The 24,975-nt window shown below is 67.5% G+C and carries 14 protein-coding genes; 11 read left to right on the top strand and 3 right to left on the bottom strand.

Features of this window, described 5'->3' with window-relative positions; translation table 11 throughout:
• The first annotated feature begins 263 nt into the window (after window positions 1-263).
• Window positions 264-1,544 (top strand): hypothetical protein, encoded by a 1,281-nt coding sequence (locus AB0C26_RS16660; protein WP_360247577.1) that lies wholly within the window; start codon window positions 264-266, stop codon window positions 1,542-1,544.
• On the top strand, window positions 1,535-2,245 hold the full coding sequence (locus tag AB0C26_RS16655; protein ID WP_360247575.1) for a creatininase family protein: 711 nt from the start codon (window positions 1,535-1,537) through the stop codon (window positions 2,243-2,245). The genes AB0C26_RS16660 and AB0C26_RS16655 overlap by 10 nt, the downstream gene beginning before the upstream one ends.
• Window positions 2,246-2,314: 69 nt before the next feature.
• On the opposite strand, the gene AB0C26_RS16650 is transcribed toward AB0C26_RS16655, so the two are convergent.
• Complete coding sequence (locus AB0C26_RS16650; protein ID WP_360247573.1) at window positions 2,315-2,878, bottom strand: NUDIX hydrolase; 564 nt, start codon at window positions 2,876-2,878, stop codon at window positions 2,315-2,317.
• Between the two features lie 495 nt (window positions 2,879-3,373).
• On the opposite strand from AB0C26_RS16650, the gene fxlM reads away from it, so the two are divergent.
• From fxlM to AB0C26_RS16605, 9 genes are all read left to right on the top strand, one after another.
• The gene (gene fxlM, locus AB0C26_RS16645; RefSeq protein WP_360247571.1) at window positions 3,374-4,900 is read left to right on the top strand and encodes a methyltransferase, FxLD system; all 1,527 of its coding nucleotides are present in this window, start codon (window positions 3,374-3,376) and stop codon (window positions 4,898-4,900) included.
• A 58-nt stretch (window positions 4,901-4,958) separates the two neighbouring features.
• Window positions 4,959-5,141, top strand: a complete 183-nt coding sequence (locus tag AB0C26_RS16640) for an FxLD family lanthipeptide (RefSeq protein ID WP_317789530.1) — start codon at window positions 4,959-4,961, stop codon at window positions 5,139-5,141.
• A 105-nt stretch (window positions 5,142-5,246) separates the two neighbouring features.
• Complete coding sequence (locus AB0C26_RS16635; protein WP_360247569.1) at window positions 5,247-8,273, top strand: lantibiotic dehydratase; 3,027 nt, start codon at window positions 5,247-5,249, stop codon at window positions 8,271-8,273.
• A complete protein-coding gene (locus tag AB0C26_RS16630) occupies window positions 8,270-9,508 on the top strand; it encodes a lanthionine synthetase C family protein (RefSeq protein ID WP_360247567.1) in 1,239 nt (412 codons plus the stop codon). Before AB0C26_RS16635 ends, AB0C26_RS16630 begins: the two co-directional genes overlap by 4 nt.
• Window positions 9,509-9,533: 25 nt before the next feature.
• The gene (locus AB0C26_RS16625) at window positions 9,534-10,349 is read left to right on the top strand and encodes a thiopeptide-type bacteriocin biosynthesis protein (protein ID WP_360247565.1); all 816 of its coding nucleotides are present in this window, start codon (window positions 9,534-9,536) and stop codon (window positions 10,347-10,349) included.
• Window positions 10,349-11,419 (top strand): hypothetical protein, encoded by a 1,071-nt coding sequence (locus AB0C26_RS16620; protein WP_360247563.1) that lies wholly within the window; start codon window positions 10,349-10,351, stop codon window positions 11,417-11,419. The genes AB0C26_RS16625 and AB0C26_RS16620 overlap by 1 nt, the downstream gene beginning before the upstream one ends.
• 303 nt (window positions 11,420-11,722) lie before the next feature.
• Window positions 11,723-12,199, top strand: coding sequence for a hypothetical protein (locus tag AB0C26_RS16615; RefSeq protein ID WP_360247561.1), 477 nt, complete (start codon window positions 11,723-11,725; stop codon window positions 12,197-12,199).
• 16 nt (window positions 12,200-12,215) lie between these two features.
• Window positions 12,216-13,013: a phosphotransferase gene (locus AB0C26_RS16610; RefSeq protein WP_360247559.1), complete on the top strand. Its 798-nt coding sequence runs from the start codon at window positions 12,216-12,218 to the stop codon at window positions 13,011-13,013.
• A gap of 1,211 nt (window positions 13,014-14,224) precedes the next feature.
• The gene (locus AB0C26_RS16605; RefSeq protein ID WP_360248283.1) at window positions 14,225-15,343 is read left to right on the top strand and encodes an IS630 family transposase; all 1,119 of its coding nucleotides are present in this window, start codon (window positions 14,225-14,227) and stop codon (window positions 15,341-15,343) included.
• Between the two features lie 255 nt (window positions 15,344-15,598).
• On the opposite strand, the gene AB0C26_RS16600 is transcribed toward AB0C26_RS16605, so the two are convergent.
• Together AB0C26_RS16600 and AB0C26_RS16595 are read right to left on the bottom strand one after the other, a co-directional pair.
• Window positions 15,599-15,886, bottom strand: coding sequence for a barstar family protein (locus AB0C26_RS16600; protein WP_360247557.1), 288 nt, complete (start codon window positions 15,884-15,886; stop codon window positions 15,599-15,601).
• Between the two features lie 2 nt (window positions 15,887-15,888).
• Complete coding sequence (locus tag AB0C26_RS16595) at window positions 15,889-24,819, bottom strand: putative Ig domain-containing protein (protein ID WP_360247555.1); 8,931 nt, start codon at window positions 24,817-24,819, stop codon at window positions 15,889-15,891.
• Window positions 24,820-24,975 lie beyond the last annotated feature (156 nt).

Raw genomic sequence — 24,975 nt, 5'->3', positions numbered from 1 at the left:
ACCGCCTCAGACCTGACGCTGATGGATACGCTCGGCCGTCGCTTTCGGGATTCGCACGGTCAGCGGGACAGACGAAAGGGCCAACGATGCCCGTAAGTCACCGGCGGTGCCGACGGTGCCACACGCCGTTGGCCCGTGACCATCAAGAGCGCTATTGCCAGATTTGCGCACGCCGACTCGTGACGCTCCGCGAGCGGCCTCCGTCCGTACCTGCCGAGTTCTGGGATCATCCGCCGATCAGGGCGGCGGCTGCGGACCATCACATGGGCAGGCTGATTGCGGCCTACCGGAATCATCCGGCGCATGGAATACCCATCTCGCAGGAAATCGTAGGGTCGTGGGCGCTGAAGTCGCAGAGCCAGATCTGCAGAATCGAGACGGGCCCTGCGGAGCTGAATCTCGGTCTGCTGCGGTTCTGGGCGCGGCTGCTTGGCGTCCCGGCGCACCTCCTGTGGTTCGTCGACCCTGATTCGCATGGGTGGTCCAACAACGACCGGCATGATTCCGCAGCGAGGGCCGTCATGGCAGTGGCAGTACCGGCAGGTCTTGAACGTAACGCGACGTCAGCACCGCCCGGCACATCAGCAGATGAAGAGCTGGCACTACGGCAGGAACATGGGGCCACCGCCGAGGCGGAGGTGGTGGAGCTTCTTGCCGGAGCATGGCTCACCCAGCTCAACAACCTCACCGGCATGGCCGCTGTGATCAGCTGGCCGGTGCTCAACCAGCTCGCCGCCCAACAGATCCGCAGCCTGGAAGAACTCTGGCGGCGCCGCCCGGAGCTGGAGGCAGGGGTGGCCGTGGCGGACGCCCGCTGGTCGGAGTTCATGAGTTGGATCTGCGCCAACGGCGGATTCCCCGGATCGGAGGGGTGGCTGGAACGGGCGCACCGACGAGCCGAGCAAGCCCGCGACCCGGTCCTCGAGGCGTACGTTGTCATGCGCCGTAGCCAGCACGCCGTCGACAGCGGCGATGCCATGACCGCGGTATCGCTGTCACGGCGGGCGCTGAAGAACCACGATCTTATTCCGCCGAAAACCAAGTCGCTGTGCCTGACCCGGCTGTCGGAAGGGCTGGCGCTGGCCGGCAGTGACGAAGGCTTGACCATCCTCGCAACAGCTCAAAGCCTGGCGGACGAGCCGTTGCGGGCTCCCGATGATGAAATGGCGCGCCACTGCGACGCTCGCTACATCGACGCGGCTCGCGCACGCTGCCTTTATCTGCTCGGCGAACACCGTGAAGCTCGTGCTCGATTCGAGGAGCTCCTGAGCGTGGGCCAGCCGTCAGAAGTCATCGACGTCGGCATGTGGACCGCCTACCTTGCCGAATGCCGGATGGTCGACCACCCGGAGCAGAGCGCCGCTGACGGACTTCGAGCGCTCGATATCGCCGACCGCACAGGATCGACACGCATTGTGAAGGCCCTGGCGCCGGCGGCGGTCGCGCTACGGCCGAGCCGCGGCAGTGCTGTTGTGGATACCTTCCTGACCCGCTACCGGGCGAGCGTCATGGGCGCAATGCCAGTATCGACGCCATGGACTTGATCCCATTGACCACCACGGCGGACGTTCGTGAGCGGCGTCCGGCCATCGCGGTACTGCCTATCGGTAGTTTCGAGCAGCACGGCCCGTACCTGCCGCTCGCGACGGACACCATCGTGCCCGTGGCGATCGCGAACCGTCTCGCGGCGGTGTACAACGTCCTGGTCCTGCCGCCGATAACGATGTCCTGCTCTCAGGAACATGCTGCGTGGCCCGGGACCGTGAGCCTGACCCACACGACGGTAACGGCGATCATCGGGGATGTCGTGGAATCGCTGTCCAGGCAGGGCATCCGGAAGCTGGCCATCGTCAACGGGCACGGCGGCAACTACTTCCTCAGCAACGTCGTCCAGACGGCGAACACGGCTCACGCCAAGTCAATGACGCTGTTTCCGTCGCACGGCGAGTGGAGGACAGCGCGCAAGGCAGCCGGCCTGGTCACCGATGACCACGAGGACATGCACGCCGGCGAGCTCGAGTTGTCGATACTGTCCGCGGTCCTTCCCGCAGCCGTGCGCAACGGTGCGTCATCACTGGATCATGCCGCTGACGACCGGCCGTTCCTCCTGGTCGACGGCATGGCCGCGTACACCGAGCACGGTGTGATCGGTCGCCCTTCGGAGGGCACAGCGGCCAAGGGTGAGGCTGTCCTGGACAGCCTGGTCAAGTCATTCGCCGATCATCTTCAGGCACTTGGCGTGTAGCGCATCCTCTGGTTACGGCCCCGCCAGCCAGAACTTCTGCCGGGGCTTTCATCGCAGGCGAGCATGTTTTTAGAGGTTGCCGGTCGCTCTCAGCAAGAGCACTGACAGTAGGCCGGATATGGAGCCAGCGCCGACGATCATGCCGTCGTTGATGTACTGCTGGACTTCGTCGAGGTGGATCCAGCCGATGCTCTCGGCCTCGTTGATGTCGGGGGCTGCGCCGGTGAAGTCCGCGCCTCGAGCAAGGTAGATAGCGTTCTCCTGGTCGATGGTGCCGACCATGGGCTGGAAGCTGATCAGCTTCTCCATACTGCGGGGACGCCAGCCCGTCTCCTCCTCGACCTCCCGGGCAGCGCAGGTCACCGGCTCCTCAGCCGGGTCGAGGTAACCGCCGGGCAGTTCCCAGACCCAGCGGTTCAGGATGAATCGATGGCGCCACAGCATCAGAACACGCTGCTCGCCGTCGAGAACTACGACCATGGTGGCGCTCGGCACGCGCAGAACGTACTGCTCGAACCGCACACCATCAGGTAGCTCCACGTCGGCGATGCTCAGCACCGCACGACGGGTGTCGTCGACGACCTGTTCTCCGTGAACCGTCCACTCGCTCGCTCGTCTCGGCTCCACCACCATGCCCGCACGGGAGCCAAAGACCTCCCCTCGCCGCTGCGTACGGCAGGCATCACCAGGCACTCGTGATATCGGCTATCCCGGCGACGCATAGCGCTATGCACAGTGCGGCATAGCACGGTTCGGCCGTGGGCGGCGAAGCTTCAAGGGCTTACGGGGTTCCGGTCTGGCGCAGCAACGCCGGCCTGCACCGCACCCGAAGGACCCCTGATGTTCTCCGGCGACCAGTGGATCAGGAGGCACTATGCATACGCGACGAACGCGGCCGTGGTGGCGGATCCTGGGTCGGTCGCGCTGCTTTTGCGGCCTGCCGTGGCCTTGCTTGGAGGTACGGATCGAAGCCAACCGACAGCGGCAGGAGTGTCGGGATCTGCCCGTTACCGGTGATCACGCCCCGCGGGTGCCGCGATGGGCGGATCCGACTATGCCGCTGCTCCAGGTCGGTCACGCCGGTGCGCTCACCCCGGCGCAGGAGTACCGGGCGGGGCGATCTCGACCATGCTGATTCCTCGTACGGTGCATCAGGGTGAACGACCTGCGTGGGATTGCAGGGTGTGTGGCGAGCCGTGGCCGTGTGCCCTCGCCAAGGTCGAACTCGCCGACCAGTACCGGAGTTTCCCGCACGGCTTGTCGGTCCTTCTCGCCTCGTACTTGATCGAGGCGATCGAGGACTGGGCAGCCGCGGCGAGCGGGCCACCACCGGACCTGTACGAGCGTTTCATCAGCTGGACCAACGCGCCGGGATTAGCCGCATGGCCGGCAGGACGCGAACGGCCTTCGTACATCGCTCCACAACAGGAATGGGAGTTACTCATGACGGTTACCCACGAGAACGATCCCGCTGCGCTACGCACCGCCATGGTGGATTCGCTGCGGGAGCAAGGCCTCCTGAGTTCCGAGCCGGTGGCGGCCGCTTTGTCGGCGGTGCCTCGTCACCTGTTCGCGCCGCACGAGAAGGATCTGACGCGGGTGTACGACACCGACGCGACCCTTGAGGCGGTGCTGTTTGCCGACGGCACCGAGTCCAGCGTCGTGTCGGCGCCGCACATCCAGGCGATCATGCTGGAGATGGCCGGCATCGAGCCGGGCATGAGCGTTCTGGAGATCGGCTCCGGGGGTTACAACGCGGCGTTGATCGCAGAACTCGTCGGACCGGGCGGGCACGTGACGACCGTCGACATCGACCCAGGTGTGGTGCAGCGGGCGAAGGATTGCCTCGCGCGGGCCGGCTACGAGCGGGTCAGCGTCGTGCAAGCCGACGCCGAGCATGGCGTTGCCGAGCATGCCCCGTACGACCGGATTGTGGTGACGGTAGGCGCCTGGGACATCCCCGGCTCGTGGCTGGAGCAACTCACCGACAGCGGCCGGATCGTCGTTCCGCTCAGGTTCGCGGGCATCACCCGGCTGATCGCGTTCGACCGCACCGGCCAGAACCTGACCGCCAGTAGCTACCGTCTCGGCGCTTTCGTGCCGATGCAGGGTGACGGAGCGGTCAGCGAGGAGCTGGTACGCGTCACCGAGGACATCGGCCTGCGCCTCGAATCTCAGCAAAAGCACGACTTCGACGTGGCGCTGTTGCGCGAGGCGTTGCACACCCCGGCCGTCGAACTCTGGGCCGGTACTGCGTTCGCCATGCCCGACGAGCTCGCCCTGTTCCAGCTGACCACCGGCGGGTCCGGGATGGTGATGATGCACGCCGCGCAGAAGGCCGTCGACGACGGTGTGGTCGACCCCGCGGTGCGGCACGGGATTCCTGCTCTCGTGCGAGGCGGCAGCTTCGCCTACCGGATCAAACGCGCCAACGACACGTTCACCAGCGGATACGAAGCCGGAGTACGCGCCCACGGGCCTGACGCCGAGACGGTCGGCCGACAGCTGCTCACCCTGATCCAGGACTGGGGCACCGACCACTTGCGCCGCGGCGCCGCCAACATCGTCTACTACCCGACCGGCAGCGACATCAGCGACCTGACCGGCTGGCGGTCCACGAAACGTCACGGAACGCTCGCGATCAGCTGGTCCTAGAAGAGAAGCTTCCGGCCAGCCGGCCGGGAGAACCACTCCCTGATTCAAGGAGGTTGTCATGACGGCACCCACCGTGGAGCGCAGCACCGTTGCCCCGGCGGCCGAGACCCCGCTGGCGGACACCGGCATCGAGGACCTGGACATCACGTTCATCGAGGCCGGCGACACCGTCGACCACATCATCAAGATGACCAACGACGGCTGCGGCAGTACCTGTCAGTCCGCCTGCACGAGCTGCTGACCCAGCTCACCGCTTCACCCCACTCAGGGGGTGCCCGGCCAGCTGACAGGCCCCCCACCGGGCACCCCTGCCCCGCTCTATCCGACCACCGGGCTGGGAGACGCCGTGTATCGAAGTTTGGACGACGCGCTGCTGCTCCGTGCGGCCGTCTGCACGTCGGACCAGGCCGATACGTGGCCTGACCTGACCAGCCCGGACGCGGCCGGTTCGTGGCCGCAGTGGCTGAGCCACACTTGGCAGATCCCCGGATTCGCAGCAGCCTTACGACACGCGAGCCCGGACCTGGCCCGGCGGGTCACTGCCGTACTGGCTGGGCAGGCGACGGACCGTGATGCCCGCCGCGTGGTCCTTGCGGTGATGCGCTACCTGCTACGGGCGACGACCCGCGCCACCCCGTACGGATTGTTCGCCGGCATCGCCGCGGCCCGTGTCGGCGCTTCCGGGGACGTTCGGGTCGGCACTGCCCATCGGCCGGTGGCCCGGATCCGGATGCCCTGGCTCGCCGGTGTGCTGACACGGCTGGAGATCGACCCGACGATCCGGCCACACCTGTGGCTGCGGGTCAACGATCTGCTCGTCGAACACGGCGGTGAACTGTGGCTGGAGCACCGTGCCAGCACGTCCGCTACCGGAGCACCGCAACATGTTCGGGTTCGCGCCACCGGCGCCGTCCGTGCTGCGGTGACCGCCGCGGCCCGGCCGATCCGGTGGACGGATCTGTGCGCCGCTGTCGTCACCGGGTGCGCCGCCGAACCGGCAGCCGCCGACCGATTGATCACCCAACTGGTGCAACAGCACCTGCTGGTGACCAGCCTCCGGCCGTCGATGACAACCACCGATCCCCTCGCCGTCCTGGTCACCGCCCTGCAACAGCTTCCTGCCGCCAAGCCCAACCCTGGACAGCACATGGACTCAGACGGTCTCCGGCAGACACTGGGTCGGCTCGCCGAACAGAAGCACCGGCACGACACCGCCGCCAACGAGGTCGAGGCCGGAGCCCACCGACGCGAGATCATCACGACGGCCGCGACGATCGACGCCGAACCAGCGGTCGGCGTCGACCTGCGCCTGGACGCCGACGTCACCGTGCCACCGGAGGTGCCTGCCGAAGCGTGCCGGGCCGCGGCCGCGCTGACTCGGCTGGCTGTCCCGGCGCCGACGGGTTGGGCAGGCTGGCACCGCCGGTTCCTCGAACGCTTCGGCCCGTACGCGCTCGTTCCGGTGCTCGACGCCGTCGACCCGGTTCTCGGACTCGGCTACCCGGCCGGCTTCGAGGGCGCCGAGCCGGCACCTGCACCGGTCGTAACCGACCGGGACCGTGCGCTGATCGCGCTGGCACAACGTGCCGCCCTGACCCGGCAACGCGAGATCGTCCTGGACGACCGGCAGTTGGACGCCTTGGCTCCCGAGCGGCCGGAGACGGTGCAGAACACCACCGAACTGACGGTGCGTGTCCACGCGCACGATCTACGAGACATCCGGGCAGGCCGGTTCACGCTGTCGGTGGTACGGGTCTCCCGCAACGCGGGCACCAGCACCGGACGCGTCATGGACCTGCTGGATCCCGCCGACCAGATCCGGATGGCAGCCGCGTACGCCGCTGGCACGCCGCCGATCGTCGACGGAGCACTGATCGCGCAACTCGCGGCGCCCACCCGCTACACGATCAGCATGGACGTGGCCCGCGCACCGCACGTCCTGCCGTTCCTGATCCCCGTTGCCGAGTGCCACACCGGCGACGATCCGCGACGGATTCCGCTGGACGACATCGCCGTCACCGCCGACCCGACCCGGCTCTACCTGATCAGCCTGTCGCAGCGGCGGCCGGTACAGCCTGTGCCGATGACCGCGGCGGCTCCGGACCGGCAGATGCTGCCCGTCGTGCGGTTCCTGGCGGAGGCATCGACCGCCCTGTCCACCCCCTGCCATCCGTTCGAGTGGGGCCCGGCAGCCCACGACCTGCCGTTCCTGCCCGCGGTGCGCTACGGCCGTACGGTGCTCAGCGCAGCTCGCTGGCGGTTGACCGAGGACGACCTGCCCACAGCCACGGCCGACTACGACACGTGGGACCGCGAACTCTCCCAATGGCGCGAGACCACCGGCTGCCCCACGGCAGTGTCAGTCGGCAGCGGCGACCAATGCCTGGTCATCGACCTGCGACTGCCCGCCCACCGAGTGCTGCTGCGCGACTACCTCACCCGCCACCACGTCGCCGTGCTACGCCAAGCACCCGACGGTGCTGGCTGGATCGGCGAACGGGCCCACGAGATCGTCATCCCACTGGCCACGACAACCGGACCTGTGCCGGCGCCGCGCCTCGGGGCGGTCGTCGACGTTCGCCGTCACGGCGTGCTGCCCGGTGGCCCCCACACCTACCTGAAGGTGTACGCCAGCCTCGACCAGCAGGACCGGATCCTCACCGAGCATCTGCCCACTCTCGTCGACCATGTCTTAGGGCCGTGGTGGTTCCAGCGGTACCACGATCCCGACCCTCACCTGCGGTTACGCCTCACCAACGTCGACCCGGCGCGTGTGCACCAGTGGGTGCGGCGGCTACGCGAGCAGCGGCTGAGCGGCCGAGCACAGTGGGACACCGACTTCCACGAGGTGAGCCGCTTCGGCGGCCTCGACGCCTACCCAGCGGCGGAGCAGGTCTTCGCCGCCGACTCCGCCGCAGTGCAGGCACAACTGACCGCCACCGCCCACCGAGACGGGCCAGCACGGCAGGCGATGACCGCGGCCAGCATGCTCGACATCGCCACCGTGCTGCTCGACGGCCCAGACGACGCCCGGCACTGGCTGACCGAGCATGTCCGTACCCAGCGACCGGCGCCGGCCCGCGCCGTCTACGACCAGACCGTGCAGCTCGCCAACCCGGTACGAGCCACGATGGCCGCGACCCCGTCCGGCAAAGCGGTTCTGACGTGCTGGCAGTCGCGGGCCGCCGCACTGACCGAGTACCGCAAGGCCCTGCACGGTGCCGGCATCGAAGCGGCCACTCTGCTTCCCGACCTGCTGCACCTGCATCACACCCGCGTCGCCGGCCCCGACCGGGCCGCGGAAGCCGTCTGCCTGCACCTTGCTCGCGCTGCCGCGCTGAGCTGGGCCGCCCGAGCCGGGAGCCGGTCATGACCACCACTGTTACCGCCGGGACAAACCTCGGTGCCACCGTCGCCGCCATCGCCGACCAGTTGAGTGATCCCGCCGTCATCGGCACCTCTGAGGACGGCCGGACCCATCCGCAATCGCTGGCCGGCGGCGCCGCCGGCATCGCCCTGCTGCACCTGGAACGGGCCGTATCCGGGCACGGCGACGAAGCTCTCGCCCACCGTTGGATCCGCGCCGCAGCGGCAGGACCGGTCAGCACCGGCACCGCCGCCAACCTGTTCGCCGGCGCGCCCGCCCTAGCCATGCTGCTGCACAACGCCTCCACCAGCCTCGGCGGCTACCAACGGGCGGTAGCGGCTCTCCACGAGCAGACCATCATCCTGACCCGCCACCGACTGGCCACCGCTCACGCCCGCATCGCCGCCGAAACGCCGCTGACCATGCGCGAGTTCGACCTCATCCACGGCCTGACAGGGCTCGGCGTCTACCACCTGCGCCACCACCCCGACCAGCCGATCACCCACGAAGTCCTCAACTACCTGATCCGGCTCACCGCAGCCCGGAGCGACACGGCCGGGCGGCCGCCGTGGTGGCTCAACGCGGGCCTCGGCGGCACCCCACACGACCGCTTCCCGAACGGGCACGGCAACCTCGGCATCGCCCACGGCATGAGCGCCGTCACCGCACTGCTAGCCCTGGCCATACTCGCCGACCAGCGGCCACCCGGCATCCTCGACGCGCTCGCCCGGCTCTGCGCGTGGTTCGACCAGCACCGCCAGACTGACGACGTCACCGGCACCTCCTGGTGGCCCGCCTACATCACCGACGGCCAGGTAGCGGCCACACCGCACCGACCGTCCTGGTGCTACGGCACGGCGGGTACCGCCCGCGCCCAGCAACTCGCCGGCCTCGCCCTCGACGACGCCGTCCGATCCCGCCGCGCCGAGGCCGCGATGGTGACCGCCCTAACCGATCCACACCAGCAAGCCCCACTGCCCGAACCGGGCCTGTGCCACGGCAAGGCCGGCCTGCTGCAAGCCGCCTGGCGCACCACCACCTCCAGCACCAACCCGCACCTGGCCACGCAACTGACCACCGCCATCCCCGAAATCGCCGACGCCTTGGCCCGGCAGCTTGCCGTCGCACCACCGGACACACCGGAACTGATGGACGGCACCGCCGGAGCAGCACTCGCCCTGCACACGGCCCACACCGGCGCCTGCCTCACCAACTGGGACGCGTACCTCCTGCTCGCCTAACCCACTCCCATTGCCGGAGGTCACCGTGAACACGTCCCCGTGGCAGCAAGCCAGCCTGCAATTCCCCGACCCGGCCCTCGCCGAGCAGATCGCGGGCACCCACCTTTGGCCCATCCTCACCGAGGCGGAAGCCGACCAGCTGATCAACGCATGGTTCATCATCCGCAAAGGCCATCAATGGCGGCTGCGTTACCTGCCCACCCTGCCCCGAGATATCCACACCAACCAGGTCCGCGACCGCCTCGACGACCTGCGCCTTCAGGGCCATCTGGCCAACGTGACCGCGGTCATCTATGAACCGGAGACCACCGCCTTCGGCGGCCCGCGCGCTATGCGCTTGGCGCACCGACTCTGGCACCTCGACAGCCGCCATCTACTGCCTCGAACAGCCACTCAACCGCGACGCACCCGCGAGCTGTCGATCTTGCTGTGCACCGCGATGATGCGCGCCGCCGGCCTCGACTGGTACGAACAAGGCGACGTCTGGGCCCGCGTCGCCGACCATCGGAACCTCGCCGACCCCTCCCACCTCGACGCCCTCCGCGACGCCGTCCAGCAGTTGCTCACCGTCGATCCGGCCAGCCTCACCCACACTGGCGAAGCCCCGCTCGCCGAGCAAAGAACCTGGCTCGACGCCTTCACCACCACCGGCGCCGCGCTGCGGCGCATCCACGACAGCGGACAACTGCGCCGCGGGCTCCGGGACGTCCTCACCCACCACGTGATCTTCATGTGGAACCGGCGCGGCATACCTGAACACGAGCAAGCCGCCCTCGCCGCCACCGCCCGCGACATCACCTTCGGATCCCACACCGCGCTCACCGCAACGGCGGCCGGCTGATGGACACCACCACCGCGCAGCGGTTCCCCCTGATCGCGCGCCCCCGACCTGCCTGCATCCCGCTAGCCGACCGTATGACCAGCTTGCACGCCCTTGCCGCGTCCGCCATCGCCACGGGCAACCTCGCCGACGCCACCTACGTCTTCAACCAAGCCGCCCTGCTCGCCTCAGACTGCGGTGACCACGACCTCGCCCGACGCTGGTGCCATCGACTCGCCCGACTGGCCCTGACCGGCCGCCACCCCGGCCGCTTCGCCCTCGAACCGGTGGTGAACCTGGCACGCCTGCGCATCCGCGCCGGCGACGGAACCACCGCATGGGAGATGCTGGAAGCCCTCTATCAAGCAGTCACCAACCGCGCGACCATCACCATCGACGGCCTCACCATCGCCACCGCCGACCTCACCTATACCCAGGAAAGTCACCGCGAGCTCCGCGAATGGGCCTGGAAAGTCCTGCTCGGCACCGGCGCCCACGCCCTCGCCTCCGCCCACCGATGGGACGAGGCCCGCGAACGCCTGGCTCACCACCGCGGCATCGGTCAACGGATGCTCGACGGCCGGCAGATCGCCGTCATCGCCCACATCCTCGCCGGCCGCACCACCGAAGCCACGACCCTGCTGCACGACACCACCCCCGGCCAGCCGTGGGAAAACGCCGTCACCAACTGCCTCGACCTGCTCTGCACCGCCGTCGACCACAAACAGGTCGACACCACCTACCACCAACAGCCACCAGGGGAAGGTCTCGCCGTCTTCTGGACCCGGCTGGGGCTCAGCCTGATCGACGCGCTCGGCCGCCACGAACCCCAAGCACAAGTGCTCATCGCCCGCGTACTGCTACACGCCACCGAAGACGGATATGCAGCACGCGACGCCCTGGCCCACCATGCATGCCGAGAAGCGGCGACCGACGACCAGGTCCACCAGCTCCGCCGAGTCGTTCGCGCCTGCGGCCTGGATCAGGGCTTCCTCAATCCCGACCACACGGATCAACTGACAACTCTCTTCAGCCAGGTCGAACCCCTGATCCGTTCAGGCAGCATCCCCCAGCCGCTGCACACCTCGTAACAACAGCGCTGACTTGAGAGGCCGCACTCACCTCCACCCCGCGTTATCGCGCCCGCCAGCGTCGTCGACTCCGCCGCCTTCGCGGAGCAGGTCGCCGAGGCACGCGATCTGCTCACGGACTGGCTGAACGGCGCCGACATCAGCGCCCTGGCCGCCGAGCTGCTCCAGGCGGCGCGCGCCGAACCGAACGTCGACTACATCTCCCACGCACCAAGCCACACCAGCCAGCACCCGAAGACCCGTTGATCCGGGATTCACCGGCGCACCCGGCGCCGGCGATCCATACACCCCCAAGGAGGAGTCATGACCCTCACGACCGCGTTACCGGTCCAAGCCGACAAGGATCCGCAAGCCCTCGTCGACCCGGCGACCTTCGACAAGCTCGCCGAGTTCTTCGCCGCCCGTCAGGAGGTCACCAAGACCTACGCCCGACGGGCCGTCGGACCGATGCTGCTCATGCTCAAGGCACACGCCGACTCGCAGCACGACCCCGACTTCGGCCGGCTGCTGCCGGACGGCCGGTCTTACCGCGTCGTCCCGACCGAACCGGTCGACGCGGCCTGGCACGTGTCGCTGCAACACACCGAGCCGTACCAAGCCGCCTGCCAGCAGATCGCGGGAGGATTCGTGCACCACGTGCCGATCCTGACCGAGGGCATGGCTGACGGCTCCTCGATGGAGTACACCCACCAGGCGCTCAAGGCGACCGGCTACTACGTCGACCCCGAGTTCTGGGACGGCGAGGCGAAGTCCTGCTGCCCGCCGAACCCGGGGATCTGAAAGGGCTACCTGATCGATGCGCATCGACTGGACCGCGTTGCCCGAGGCCGTCACGACAGAGATAGCCGACCGCGTCGGCGGAACTCACGTCACACCCGCCACCACCGGTGACCACGCGGAGATAGCCGCAACCGTCACCGGAACCAACGGTCGGGTGTTCGTCAAGGCAGCCAGCACAGATTTCGGTGTCCGGTCACTGCGCTTCGAGCTGCGGGTGAGTGAGGCCATCAGCGGGCCTCTCTCGCCTGCGGTCCTGTGGCATTTCGAGGCTGCCGACTGGCTGGTGGTGGGCTACGAGCACTGCGAAGGCCCGCACGCCGATCTGTCACCGGGAAGCCCCGACCTCGATCTTCTCGGTGAGGCACTGACGGTGCTCGGTGAGACGCCGACACCCGATGTGCCGTTGTTCAGCCCGAAGGCGCGGCTCGGGTTCGAGCACTCGACGATGAACGGCGACACGCTCGTTCACACCGACCTTTGCCCGGCCAACCTGATCGTCACGCCGCATGGCCTGCAGATCGTCGACTGGGCGATGGCAGCCAAGGCAGCACCGTGGGTTGAGCTGGCCATGCTCACGCCGTGGCTGATCAGCGCCGGCCACACGCCGGAGCAAGCCGAACAGTGGCTGGCACGCCACCCCGCATGGCAATCGGCGGATCCAGGGGTCCTGGATTACTTCGCGACGAAGAACGCGGAGAAGTGGGCGTCCAAGTCGGCCAGATCAACCGCAGCCTGGATGCATGACCTCGCGGCCTGGACGGCGAAGTGGTCTACGTATCGACTCCGAACCAGCAACACCGCCCCGACCAACTAACACTCACTCCCGGGCGGTGCCACGCGCCGGACTCCCCGTAACGAGGAGCCCGGCGGCGCTGCCACAGCGAAGGCCTGCCTACGACCCATCCGCCACGGTGCCAGCCGGTCAGCTCAGCCCCGGCTGGTGCACGAACCATCGCGTGGACCACGGCATAGATCAAGTGCGATTGATGGCCTACCACGAGACGCCGGCATCCAGGGCGAATCCGCGTCCGAAACGGCGGATCACCCGTGGGATCACCCGGCACCGAGTAAAGGTGCCGCTCAATGAATTCGGCAACTCCGAATCGGACGCGCTTCGACCGCTTGCGACGCCGCCGAGCGCGATCGCCTCATGGTCCAGCTCACCAGGCAACGCCGCAGCTCAAGCGCCCTTACCTGGCCGCCGATCATGTGGCACGACCGACAGGCCGCCGACACGACTCTGGACGCGCCCGGACGCAAAAGCCTGGTCAGCACCAGGACTGACAGGCCAATCCGGAACAACCGATCGCCACAGGATCACCACGTCCCAAATAACGGGATTCCAGCCGACATTCAATGGGAAACAAAAATGCCGTGGCCCGCGTTTTCGCAGGTCACGGCATTTTCAAGAAGTGCGCCCGAAGGGACTCGAACCCCTAACCTTCTGATCCGTAGTCAAATGACTAGTAGTCATGAGTACACTGCGTGACTGGTCTGTTCGAGGTCGGTCCGAAGTCGTTTCCGCACTTCAGAGGGCTTCTGAGTTTGCGCAGGTCCCGGCTGAGTGCTTCTCGGAGGCGCCGGCCTCGCCTTGGGTCTTGATTCGGCCGTGCTGGTTTAGCCGCGCCCGTGCTGAATCGGTCGTCGACATCCGATCACCCACCGATCACCGTGCCCGTGAATCACTCTGCGTAAGAGTGGCCGTAATAGTGCAGGTCAAGGCGGCGTTCGCGCACCGATGTGACCGACAGCTATCGCTGTTACAACCGCAGAGGTGACAGGCGATCGCCGGGCGGATCACCATCGTTGGCTTTCGTCAGCCGGAGAGTGTCTTGCTGGTTCGCGGCGTGGGTCGGAGGATCATCGTTCGCGAAAGGCGGTCGAAGGCCACGTGCCGGACCCCGGTCGGTAGGCCCGGCGCCGCTGCCGTAGCGGCTAGTGCCCTGACCAAGAACGTTCACGGTGTTGGAGGACACGCCGTGCGAGCTGATGGCTGGGCGTCGTTGTGGCGGTCAGGCTGTGGTGGTGGCAGATCCAGTACGGGTGCGGCGACTCAGTGACCAGGAAGGTCAGACGCTGCTGCGCATTACTCGCCGGGGCACCGGCTCACCGATTCGATTACAGCGGGCGATGGTCGTGCTCGCTTCGGCCGGTGGGAACACGGTGCCGGCGATCGCCCGGCTCGTGCAGGCTGACGAGGACACGATCCGGCAGGTCATCCACCGGTTCAACGAGATGGGGATGGCCAGCCTGGACCCTCGGTGGGCGGGTGGCCGTCCCCGCCTGATCAGTCCTGACGACGAACAGTTCGTCATCACGACGGCCAACACCCGCCCCGAAAGTCTGGGGCGGCCGTTCACCCGGTGGAGCGTGCGCAAGCTCGCCGACTACCTCACCTGGCAGGCCGCCCGCCCGATCTTGATCGGGCGGGAACGGCTGCGACTGCTACTGATCAAACACGGCATCACGTTCCAGCGGACCAAGACGTGGAAAGAGTCCAACGATCCCGACCGCGAGGCGAAGCTCGCCCGGATCGAGTACGTGAGCAGCCGGTTCCCGCAACGGGTGTTCGCTTTCGACGAGTTCGGGCCCCTGGTCATCCGCCCGCAGGCCGGTGCTGGCTGGGCGCCCAAAGGCCACCCGCGCAGGTTGCCGGCGAACTATCACAAGCTGCACGGTGTCCGGCAGTTCCACGGCTGCTACTCAGTCGGTGACGATCAGCTCTGGGGTGTCGTCCGGCGGCGCAAGGGCGCCGCGAACACCCTGGCCGCGCTCAAGTCGATCCGCCGGACCCGCCCGGACGGCGCGCCGATCTACGTCATCCTGGACAACCTCTCCGCGCACAAGGGCAAGCAAATCCGGGCCTGGGCGGCCCGCAACAAAGTCGAGTTGTGTTTCACCCCGACCTACGCGTCCTGGGCGAACCCGATCGAGGCCCAGTTCGGACCGCTACGCACCTTCGTCATCGCCGGCTCGGACCACCCGCACCATCCCGCGATGACTCGCCACCTGCACAACTATCTGCGCTGGCGCAACGCCAACGCCCGCCACCCCGACGTCCTGGCCGCCCAACGCCGTGAACGCGCCCGCATCCGCAGCGAACGCCAACGACGCTGGGGCCAACCCGCCACCCGCGCAGCTTGACCCCAACACCTCAAACGTTCTTGGTCAGGGCACTAGTTAGTAGCCGACCGCCGCGTTGCCGGCCCAGTCGTGTTACCCGTCTGGGCCGGTGCACGAACGACGGCGTGACTGCGCGCGATGTTCAAATCCAAGTTCAGAGGAGACACGGGCCGCCAACGCGACCGCGCTGCCACGACGCGGGCGAGAGCATCTGACTCGTAGGCTCCGGCGCGCACGCGCCGGAGCCTCTCCTCAGGGATGAGTCAATCCGACTCTCTATTTCATTTCGAAGGTAAAACGTTCGCCCCAGCCGTAGCGCTCGTCCTGTTCCTGTGTTTCGCGAAAGATGTTCGCAACGGCAGTGAAGGTCGGTTCACCCAAGCGTGCTCGGCTGACTTCCGAATCGTTCCAGACTAGATGAATGGGGCGCTCAATATCGTACATTAGACGGTCTCGAAGCGCGTCCATGTTCCAGCCGTCGGTGCCGAAGTCGAGCTGTTGAGCCAGAGTTCTGTGTAGGTCCTGGACCGTCTGAATGTCGGTGCCTTTGATTTCGACCAACATGGCTACTTCCAGTTAGGAATTTGATAGAAGGAGTCGTAGTGGTCCGGCGTAACATATGCCAGCCCGTCGTTTGAGTAGAGTAGTCGGTTGCCTTGCGTCTTCCTGCTCATCATGTTGTTAACACCGATATCTGCCTCATGCCAGATGCGGCCGGGTGCCGACGGGAGAAGGTTGTCGTCATTACGGTATACGTCTCCGCCGATTTGGCCACCTGGGACCTTGTTATTGAGGGCTTTGCCGGGCTTCCAGCCCGCAGCCAGGGCTTCGTCCTTCGTAATGTAGTTCGAAGGCAGGCTTCCGGTCTTCCTGAGACTCTCTATGACCGGATTGGCGAGTTCGGCTGCCCGAAGGTCTCTGTTGAGTGCAGCGCCGGCTGCTGCTGATTCCGCGCCTGAGCTTGTCCGAGCCCCACCTCGGAAGCCGCGTAGGCCGCTTGAGGCTCCGCCTGCGGCGGCGCCGAGTAGTAGGTTCAACGGTGTGGTGGGTCGGCATTCGAGGGTGTTTACGACCCAGGTGAAGCCGGCTCCGACGGCGGCGTTGACGGCGACGGATGTTGCGGTGGCGGCGGCCCCTGTGAGTTCGAATGCTCCGGCGACCAAGGTTCCGGCTGCTGGCATTAGCAGGCCGGCTGCGGCGCCGACGAGGGCGCCCTTGCCGGCTGCCTTGGCAACGCCGCCCCAGCTGAAGTTGTCGTCGTTATGGTGTTGCAGGGCGTAGGTGGCACCGCCGATCAGGCCGCCGGCTACGGCGCCGATGGCGGCGCTGATGCAGAACGGGCATTGGCCGGTGGGGTCGGTGTTTTGCAGGGGGTTGTTCTCGGCGTAGGCGTAGGGCTGCAGGGTGGTGTCGACGGCGGGGTCGATGGACAGGAATTGGCCGGTGGTGGGGTCGTAGTCGCGGGCGCGGAGGTGGATGACACCGGTGGTGGGGTCGGTCCAGTTGCCGGTGTAGCCGATGGCGCTGTCGGCGGTTCCTGTGTGCTGGGTGCGGTTGCCGTAGGTGTCGTAGGTGTTGGTGCCCACGGTGGTACCAGCGGCGTTGGTGATGAGGCGGACGGAGCCAAGGTTGTCGGTGTGCAGGTATTCGGTGGTGCCGTCGCGGCTGGCCTGGGCGTATGGGGTGAGATTGGGCCCGTACAGGTAGCGGTGTGCGCCGTCGTCGAGTAGTACCGGCATGCCGCCGTTAGTCGCCCAGACGAAGGTGCTGGTGCTGCCGTTGAGGGTCCGGCTGGTGCGCAGCCCGTCGCCGTTGTAGGTGTAACCGATCTTCGACTTGGTGTCTTGCGTGCCGGTGAGCCGGTTCGCCTGGTCGAAGGTGTAACTGGTGTTCGTCGAGCCGGCGGTGGTGCTGCTGGTCCGGTTGCCCCGCTTGTCGTAGCCGTAGCTGATCGCGGAGCCGGTTGCCTTTGTGGTGCCGGTGAGCTGTTGGGCGGCGTTGTAGGTGTTGGTGGTGCCGTCGGGCAGGGATTTGAGCAGGCCGTTGGCGGTGACGCCGTAGCTGCCGCTGGCGCCGCTGCCGGTGGCGGTGGTGATGGTGCCGACCTGGCCGAGCGCGTCGTAGGTGTAGGTCTGCGAGCCGATGGGGCTGTCGCTGGCCGTGAGCTGGCCGGCGTCGTCGTAGGTGTAGGTGAAGCGGCCCACCTGGGTGGAGTCGTTGGCGATGTCGATGCTGGTGACGGCGCCGTTGGGGTCGTAGCCGGTGTTGCTGGTTACGCCGTTCGGGGTCGTCTCGAGGTTCTGTTCGCTGTCCTTGGTCCAGCCGAACGTGGTGAGGTTGCCGGCCCAGTCTTGGGCTGAGGTCATGCGGTTGGCGCCGTCGTATGTGTAGGTGACGGTTTGCCCGCCGGGGTAGGTCAGGGTCGTCAGGCGGCCGCCGGCGTCGTAGGTGTATCCGACGGTGTTGCCGGCGCCGTCGCGGGTGCTGGTGAGCCGGCCGGTGTTGTCGTAGGTGTAGCTGGTGGTTCCGGTGCCGTCGGTCATGCTGGTCCGGCGGCCGCTCTTGTCGTACGTGTAGTGCGCTGCGGCGGTGTTGGGGTCGCTGTAGGTGAGGTCGCTGACGCGGCCGGCGGCGTCGTAGACGCGGGTGGTGGTGGAGCCGTCGTTTTGCGTGGTGGTGGTCGGTTGGCCGGTGGCGTCGTAGCCGTAGGTGGTGGTGATGGCGCCGGGCTGGGTGCGGGAGGCGGTCTGGCCGGCGTCGTTGTAGGTGTAGCTGGTGATGCCCTTGTCGGGGTTGGTGACGGACTTGAGGCCGCCGTCGTCGTAGTAGGCGTACTCGATGGTGGAGTTGTCGGGGTTGGTGATCGTCGCCGGGCGTCCGTCGGCGGTGTAGGTGGTTGCGGTGGTGCGCTGGGCGGGGTCGATGAGGGTGGCGAGCCGGCCGGCGGCGTCGTAGGCGTAGGTCGTGGTCTTCTGCTTGGCGTCGATCGTCTTGGTGATCTGGCCGGCCGCGTCGTATTCGGTCGTGGTGGTGTTGCCGGCCGGGCTGGTGGTGGACAGCAGCCGCCCGGCCGCGTCGTAGCGGTAGGTGGTGGTGCCCGCGCTGGTGGTCTCGGTCAGTTTGTCGCCGAGCGTGTCGTAGGTGTAGGCGACGGTGTTGCCGTTGGGGTCGGTGACCGTGTCGAGCAGTCCGGCTGCGTTGTAGGCGTAGCCGGTGTGGGCGCCGTTGGCGTCGGTGGTTTTGATGATCCGGCCGGCGAGGTCGTACTCGGTGTAGCTCTTGAGCCCGGTCTGCGGGTCGCTGGTCGAGTACGGCGTGCCGTCGGCGTAGTAGGTGTAGCCGGTGACGTTGTTGAGAGCGTCGGTGACCGAGGTGATCCGGCCGGTGTTGTCGAACTGGGTGGTGCTGACGGTCTTACCCAGGCCGTTCTTGACCGTGCGTACGCGGCCGTCGGGGTCGTAGCCGTAGGACATGACCCGGTGCATAGGGTCGGTCACGGTCAGCAGGTCACCGTTGGTGTCGTAACCGTAGGCGGTGCTGCGGCCCTGGGCGGTGGTGCGCGAGGCGAGGGTGTTGTCGGCGTTGTAGGTCAGCCGGGTCACCTTGCCGGTGGCCGTGGTGGTGGTGAGCAGGTTGCCGCCGGCGTCGTAGGTCGAGCGCGTCGTGTTGCCATCTGGCGCCCGCTCGGAGAGCTGGTCGCCGTCGGTGTTGTATGTCCAGGTCGTGGTGCGGTGCAGCGGGTCGGTGTGCGTCAGCGTGTTGCCGTCAGCGTCGTAGGTGTACTCGTCGGCCTGCCCGTCCGGGCCGGTGATGCGGATTGCCTGGGAGGTGGTCGAGTTGTACTCCCAGGTGGTGGTGGCCGCCTGGTCGGTGCCGTAGGCCTGGGTCTGGGAGTGCAGCTGCCCGTCGACGTACTGCTCGAGGATCTTGGCGCCGCCCGGCTTGGTGACCGTCACCGTGGAAGTGCCCACGGCATCGCCGTCCTCGTAGGCGAACTGCCACACCTGGTCGAGGGGCTGGGTCTGTTTCACCACTCGGCCGTCGGCGTCGTACACGTTGGTGGTGACAGCGCCGCGCTGGTTGGTCATGGTGGTCAGCAGGTGATCGCTGTCGTAGCCGTAGCGGGTGACGGCTCCTTCGGGGTCGGTGACCGAGGTGAGGTTGCCGGCGGTGTCCTGGGTGTAGAGCACCCGGGCGCCGGACGGGGTCGTCGCCGTCTCGAGATAGCCGGCGCTGTCGTAGGTGAACGTCAGCGCCCGCCCGGAAGCCAGCGTGACCGCGGTGAGCTGCCCGTCCGAGTTGTAGGTGTAGGTCACCGCGCGGCCGTTGCGGCCTACCTGCCGCACGATGTGCCCGTCGGCGTTGAAGACCATGGTGACTTGCTTCTTGCGGGTGAACGTCCAGGTGCCGTCGCTGTTCTTGACGAGGGTGGCCAGCACCCGGGGAGCCGCCTTGTAGGTGCCGTCGTCTTGCAGCGTGAACGTCGCCGTGCTGCCGTTCTCCTGGTTGACCGTGACCGTATTCGCGGCCGGCTGGACGACGTTCATGCCGAACGGCCAGGCCCAGCCGTAGCCGAGCACGCTCTTGGCGCCGGCCGCCTCGGAGCTGTAGCTGCGCGACATCGCGAACGTGCCGCCGTGGTCATTGACGTTCAGGTCAGTGGCTGGCTCGACGAGCGCGCCGGTGTCGGTTTGCACCGGGTCGCCCCAGCAGGAGTTGCAATAGGCGACCTCGGACATGTTGACGCCGCCGATGGTCTCGCCCGGCAGGCTCGGCCCACCCGCAGCGACCGGGATCTTCGCCTTGGTGACCTTCCGCAGCCATGGGCCGTCCATGGCGAACAAGAACTTTCCATCGGAGGCCAGACCGTTGATGCCTTCGAAGCTGGCGTTGCCGTAGAGCCCGTCGACGTGTCCTACCAGGTCAGAACCGGCGATGAAGGCGGTGCTCCCGTCGTTCTTGCTGATTCGGATGATCGTGGTGGCAGCGGCCCAGCCGCTCCTTTGCGTGTTGTAGGAGGCGTAGAGGTAGTCGCCGGCGGAGACCACGGCATAGAAGGTGTCTTTGACCAGCGAGTTGGTGATCACGGTGTTGCCGCCGGTGTTCGGGTTGACCCGGTAGAGGTAGCCGTTGCTGTCGAAGGCGTAGATGTAGGTGTCGTCGGCGGCGATGGCGCCGTTCGCGCCGTAGGGGGCGATGCCGGTGGACACGGCGGTGAACCGGGTACCGGAGAGCAGGTCGTAGCGCCAAATGGTTTCGCCGGCGCTGACGTAGACCCATCGACCGGTTACGGTTCCGAAGCCGGTGTTGGCGGGGGTTCCGTGGAGGGTGGTGGTGGCGCCGTTACCGGGGTTGATGCGGCGGACACCGCAGTTGTCCAACAGGTACACGAACCGCCCGTCGGTGCCGATTACTCGAATGCCGTGCCGGCGTGGGTCTAAGTGGACTCGGTCAGCAGTGGCGCCGTCGGCGCAGTCGGCGGTGCCATCGACACCAGTGACGACGTCTACTGCACCGGAGCTCTTATTGACTTTGACGAGTTGGGTGCCTTTGTTCAGGTAGGCGTAGCCGCCAATCACCGCGACCCCGCTGGCCCACTCCAGCGCCCCATCGTCGGTCACGGTGGTGACCGAGCCGGCTTCCATGACCGGGCCTGACGGTGCTGGGGCTGGGGTGGGGGCGGCGATCGGGGTGAGGGCTTTGAGCCAGGTGCCTTCCGGGCCGCGGTCGGCGAGGTAGAGCTTGGTGCCGTCGCTGGCGATGCCGGTGACGCCGGCCAGGGCAGTGGTGCCGATGCCGCTGGGCGAGATCAGCCGGCTGCTGCCGTCCTTCTTGTCGATCCGGATGATCGTCATGCCGGTGTCGGGTGTGCTGGGCGCCTCATAGGCGGCGTAGAGGTAGTCCCCGACGGAGGTCAAAGCCGTGACAGGGGCAAGGATCAGAGTGCTGCTGATCAGGGTATGGGCGCCGGTGGTCGGGTTGATCCGGTAAAGGCTGCCGGCGCCGTCGGGCTGGTAGACGTAAGTGTCGTCGGCGGCGATGGCGCTGATTCCGCCGGGCAGCGTCAGCCCGGTGTAGGCGGAGGCCCAGCCATTGCCGGCGGTCAGGTCGTAACGCCAGATGGTGGTGCCGGCGGCGAGGTAAAGCCACCGTCCGGCCACGGTTCCGTAACCGCCCGGGGTTGCATTCAATGTGATGGTGGCGCCGGTGTCAGGGTTGACGCGGCGCACACCGCAGTAGTCATAGACGTAGACGAATCGGCCGTCCGAGCCGAGTACTTGAGCGCCGTACCGGGCATCGAAGTGAACCCGATCACCGGTGACGCCGTCGGCACAGTCGCTGGTGTTGGCGACACCCGCGACAACGCTGATGTCCCCAGACCGTTTGTTGACTTTGACGAGTTGGGTGCCTTTGTTCAGGTAGGCGTAGTCGTCGATCACGGCGACACCGCTCGTCCCGTACAGCGCGCCGTCGTCGGTCACGGTGGTGACCGAGCCGGCTTCCATGACCGGCGTCGACGCCGGCGGAGCCGGAGTAGGGGCGGTGACCGGGGTCAGCGTCTTAAGCCAGTTACCTTCGGGGCCGCTGTCAGCGAGGTACAGCTTGGTGCCGTCGCTGGCGATGCCGGTGACGCCGGCCAGGGCGGTGGTGCCGATGCCGTTGGGCGAGATCAGCCGGGTGCTGCCGTCGTTCTTGTCGATCCGGATGATCGTCGTGCCGGTGCCGGGTGTGGCGGGCGCCTTAAAGGCGGCGTAGAGATAGTCCCCGACGGAGGTCAAAGCCGAGACATCGTTGCGGATCAGGGTTCTGCTGATCAGGGTGTTGGCGCCGGTAGTGGGGTTGATCCGGTAGAGGCTGCCGTTGCCGTCGGGCTGGTAGACGTAGGTGTCGTCGGCGGCGATGGCGCTGGTCCGGCTGGAGAGCGTTAGCCCGGTGTCAGCAGAGACCCAGTCGTTGCTGGCGGTCAGGTCGTAGCGCCAGATGGTGTTGCCGGCGCTGAGGTAAAGCCACCGCCCGGCAAGGGTTGCGCTGTTGTAGTTGGGGGGAACGCCGATAATGGCGGTGGCGCCGTTGTCCGGGTTGATGCGCCGGACACCGCAGTAGTCCAGGACGTAGACGAACCGGCCGTCGGTGCCGAGAACATGAATGCTTGAGGCGAAGTGGACCTGGTCACCGGTTGCGCCGTTGACGCAGTTGTTGGTGTCGGCGACGCCGGCGACAACGCTGATGGCCCCAGACGTTTTGTTGACTTTGACGAGTTGGGTGCCCTTGCTGAGGTAGGCGTAGTCGCCGATCAGCGCGATACCGCTGGTCCCGTACAGCGCGCCGTCGTCGGTTACGGTCGATACCTCGCCGGCTTCCATCACCGGACCTGAGACCGGTGCGGTGAGTACTCGCCAGGTGGCTGTGGTGCTGCCGGTGCGGCCGCCGGCATCCGTGGCGGTGACCGTGGCGGTGAATGTGCCGGCGGTGGTGATCGTGCCGGTGATGCTGCCGGTGGTGGCGTTGATGCTCAGGCCGGCGGGCAGATTCTTGGCGGTCCAGGTGTAGGTGCCGGTGCCGCCGGTGGCGGTCATCGCGACGGTGGTGCTCTGCTTTGCGACGCCGATCTGGACCTCGGGTCGCGCGACGGTGACCGGCTTGGTGATCGTCCAGTCGAAGGACAGGCTGTCGGTTTTTCCTCGGGCGTCGGTGGCGGTGATGGTGGCCGACCAGATGGCGGCGGTGGTCGGGGTGCCGGCGACGACGCCGGTGCTCGAGTCCAGGTTCAGCCCGTCGGGCAGGCCGATCGCCCGCCACGTGTAGGGACTGGTGCCGCCGGCCGCGGCCAGGGTGAGGGTGGTGTCGTCGTCGATGCTGCCGTTTTGCGGGCCGGGGTTGGTGACGGTCAGCGGCCCGGTGACCTGAAGGGTGAAGCGGGTGGTACTGCTTTGCCCGCTGGTGTCGGTGACGACGGCGGTCACCGTGGAACTGCCCGGGTTCTGCGGCGTGCCGGTGATGGTGCCGTTCGTGGCGGCGGTGAGCCCAGCGGGCAGGCCGGTGACGCTCCAGGAGTAAGCGGCGGTGCCGCCGGTGGCCTTGAGCGTGATCGTGGTGCCGGTGTCGGTCGTCGCGTGCTGCTCGCCCAGCTCGGTGGCGGCCAGGGCGGCGATCACGGTCAGGGTGAAGGAGGCGCTGGCGGTGCGGTTGCCGGCGTCGCTGGCGGTGACGGTCACCGTGGCGCTGCCGGCCTGCTGGGCGGTACCGGAGATGACGCCGCTGTCTCTGATGCTCAGCCCGGCGGGCAGGCCGGTGGCCGTCCAGGTGTAGGGGGCGGCGCCGCCGGCGGCCGTCATGCTCAGTGTGGTGGCTTGCCCGGCGATGACCTGCCGGTTGCCGGGAGCGACGACGGTTAGCGCGGCCGCGACCGTCCACGAGAAGGCGACGGTGCCGACCCGCTTGCCCGAGTCGGTGGCGGTGGCGGTGGCCGAGAACGTGCCCGTGGTTGTGGGCGTGCCGGAGATGACACCGGTGGACGCGTTGATCGACAGCCCAGCCGGCAGACCGGTCGCGGCCCACGTGTAAGGGGTGGTGCCGCCGGTCGCGGTCATCGTCGTGGAGACGCCGGAGCCGACCGCGGCGGTCTGCGTGCCGGGGTTCTTGATGCTCGGTGCGGTGGCGGTGACCCAGCTGAACGACGCCGTCGCGGTCCGGTTCACCTTGTCGGTCAGAGTGAGGCTGACCGCGGAGGTGGCCACCGCGGTCGGGGTGCCGGACACGACACCGGTCGTAGTGTTGAGAGTCAAACCGGCGGGCAGCCCGGTCGCCGCCCAGGTATAGGGGGCGGTGCCGCCGGCGGCGGCGAAGGTCAGGGTGGCGGCCTGCCCGACGGTGCCCTGCTGGGTGCCAGGGTTGGTGACCGCAACCGCGGTCGCGGCGACGTCCCAGACGAACGACGCGTACCCCGGGATCTTGTTGGCGTCGGTGGCGGTGATCGTGGTGTTGTACGAACCGGCCGTCGTCGGGGCGCCGGAGATCGCCCCGGTGGAGGCGTTGATCGTCAGACCCGCCGGCAGGGCGGTCGCGGACCAGGTGTACGGGGTCTTCGCGCCGCTGGCCGACATCGCCTGCGACACCGACGTGCCCCTGATACTCGCCCGGGTGCCCGGGTTGACCACCACCGGCGCGGTGCCGATGGTCCAGGTGAACGACGTCGTCCCGGCCAGCCGGGCGGCGTCGGTGGCGGTGACCTTCGCCGAGTACGCCCCCGCTGTGGTCGGTGTGCCGGAGATGACTCCGGTCGTGGTGTTGATGGCCAGGCCGGCGGGCAGGTTCGTGGCCGACCACGTGTACGGGGAGGTGCCGCCGGTCGCGGCCATCGTCTTGTTCAGCGCGACGTTCAGACCGCTGTACTGGCTGCCTGGATTGGTCACCGTCGGCGCGGTCGCCGCGTACGCCGGCGCGCTGAGCAAGGTGGCCACCAGCGCGAGAACGCTGATCAGAACCGACGTATACAACCGCGGGGATGGCGCACCACCGTTGCCAGTGAACGCCTTGACCGACCGCAATCCGCGACTAGACATGCCCGACCTTCCACACCCGGAGATAACCCTTAAAAGGGTGCAGATCAGGTGCAGCCCGGCGGTACAGACGAACAGGCCGTGGCCGGTCTG

Origin of the sequence: Actinoplanes sp. NPDC048796, from assembly GCF_040650035.1 — a bacterium.
GTDB lineage: Bacteria > Actinomycetota > Actinomycetes > Mycobacteriales > Micromonosporaceae > Actinoplanes.
This window is presented reverse-complemented; position numbering and strand designations above follow the sequence as displayed.